Annotated in this window: 2 protein-coding genes; both read left to right on the top strand. The window is 40.3% G+C overall.

Annotated features, from left to right (window positions below; translation table 11 throughout):
- Positions 1-581: 581 nt before the first annotated feature.
- Positions 582-1,655, top strand: a complete 1,074-nt coding sequence (locus AK963_RS27980; protein WP_083232932.1) for an ABC transporter substrate-binding protein — start codon at positions 582-584, stop codon at positions 1,653-1,655.
- Entirely contained in the window at positions 1,655-2,155 is a 501-nt protein-coding gene (locus AK963_RS27975) for an ATP-binding cassette domain-containing protein (protein WP_066018590.1), read from the top strand. The genes AK963_RS27980 and AK963_RS27975 overlap by 1 nt, the downstream gene beginning before the upstream one ends.
- Positions 2,156-2,235: the final 80 nt, after the last annotated feature.

The raw sequence follows: 2,235 nt of genomic DNA, 5'->3' as shown, positions 1-2,235 counted from the left end.
TGACCGATCGCCGATGGTAGTGTGGGGCTTCCCCATGTGAGAGTAGGTCATCGCCAGGCACCACTATTTACCTTGAGCTCGCTCAAGGCTGCAAACCCCGATAGAGCAATCTGTCGGGGTTTTTGCTATGTGTGGTGAAAAACTATAGAAAGGGAAATGAGATCACGGCAAACATTTTGAAGATGCCCATGATCAGGCTCATCAACATTGCCCAGCCAAAGTTCTTGATCTCAAATCCATCAACCAACTTGCTGGAGAAAATAATGATAGAGGGTGGTGAGAGTATTAAAAGAAGGAGGTATTAGATAACAGAACAAAAGAAGATTTTAGTATTTAATAATTCATCTCAGTATTCGAAGAAGAAAATGAATTTTTTAAAAATAGTAGCAAATATTTTTCTGCGATTCTTAAGTTGATTAATAGAATTTTTTGAAAAAAAATAAGGATTAAAAGCCTAAGGTTGACTATTCATCTAGAATGACAAATGGTATTTGACGATATAAACAGTTTTTCATTTATGACTGGTTTGTATTCTCGAAATAAACCATCTTCTGTCTGTCCTACTTGTGTTGTGTATCGGAATGATAACCTCCAGGAAGATAAATCCAGCTTGGTTTGCCAGTTTGGTTCTGTATCCATTGGTGTTGTTAATTATTGCAAATTTCACCATCCATATACTGCCAATAAAAGCTGGAGCAGAGCAACAACAAGTCATTCGTCTTGGTACTCTGAATTTAGGTTCAGCGGCCATTATTTACCTTGGTAATGATCGTGGTTTTTTTCAGAACCAAGGCATCAGTCTGGAGGTCATTACATTTGAGACTGCTCAGCAGGTAGCATTTGCTGTTGCATCAGGCCAGGTTGATATAGGGGTAGCGGGCATAACTGCTGCTCTTTACAATCTGGCGGGACAGAATAAATTGAAAATCATAGCTGGCAGCATTCGGGAAAAGAAAGGTTGGCCTGCAAATGTTTATTTGGTTTCCAATACACTTTGGGGGAGTGGTATTCGTCATCCATCAGAGTTGCGAAATATCAGTTTTGGGGTTACTGATATTGGCTCGACCCCTCACTATATGATGGCAATGCTTTCTGAAAAATATAATTTGAACTTGCTGGAAGGAAAAAAATTTGTACCACTTGGGTCAGTCACTGCTATGAAATCAGCCCTTACCAGTGGCCGGATTGATAGCGTGGTTTTGCCAGAATATATTGCTCATCAGGTGGAGTGGATGGGGCAGGGGCATATCATTGGTTATGTTGGTGATGAAACCCCTTGGCAGATAACTGGAATATTTGCTTCCAGTAAAATATTAAAAAACCACAGGTTACTAGTGAGAAGGTTCTTAGCAGCATCAACTGACTCGGCTAAGATTTATCGCAAGTTTTTTATTGACGAGGCTAGCAATGGCCCTGAAGACTTTGAGGCAGAGAAAGTCAAGGCTGCTATTGCAATTGGCAAGTTTATAAAGCCGGTTCTGAGCCCGGAAGAAGTGATTCGATACCCCGTTTATATTGATGCTGATGGTGAGCTGGATATGGAGAGTATAAAAAGGCAGATAAAATGGTATCAGGATAATAATATGGTTAAGAGGGGTGTCAATCTGCAGAATGTAATTGATATCGAACTGGTAAAACCCCTTCAGAAAGGCTAGTGGTTATTGTGCTGGAATTTCAAAATGTCACTTTCAGCTATTCAGATGTTGTTGTCATAGAAAGACTGAGTTTGAACTTTGTAGATAATAAAGTAACGGCTATTATTGGCCCTTCTGGCTGTGGGAAAAGTACTGTTTTTAAACTGATCTCAGGCTTACTTGAACCATCTTCTGGAATGATTAACTGTGATTTTTTCAGAGAAAGTATCAGCTATGTTTTTCAGGATTATCGCCTTCTCCCCTGGCTCAGTGTTTATGAAAATGTGGCAGTAGGGTTGGCGAGATCTGAGGGCTGCCATTCAGATAGAGATGGGCTTATTAAATCTGTCCTTTTTCTAGTCAATATGAGTTCTTGCTCTGCAATGTATCCTTTTCAACTATCTGGTGGAATGCAGCAAAGAGTTGGTTTGGCAAGGGCTCTGGTTTCAAAGCCTGAGCTGCTGTTGATGGATGATGTCATCACCGGCGTAAAAAGTCCTCAAAACACCAGTCCAAAATGACCTGTCGTTAAGTATAGCTTTTTGGGGTGGTCTGCAAGTCTGATAGTTCCAGAAAGTTAAATATTTTACTAAGCTGACTC

Source organism: Endozoicomonas atrinae, assembly GCF_001647025.1.
Taxonomy (GTDB): Bacteria; Pseudomonadota; Gammaproteobacteria; order Pseudomonadales; family Endozoicomonadaceae; genus Endozoicomonas; species Endozoicomonas atrinae.
This window is presented reverse-complemented; position numbering and strand designations above follow the sequence as displayed.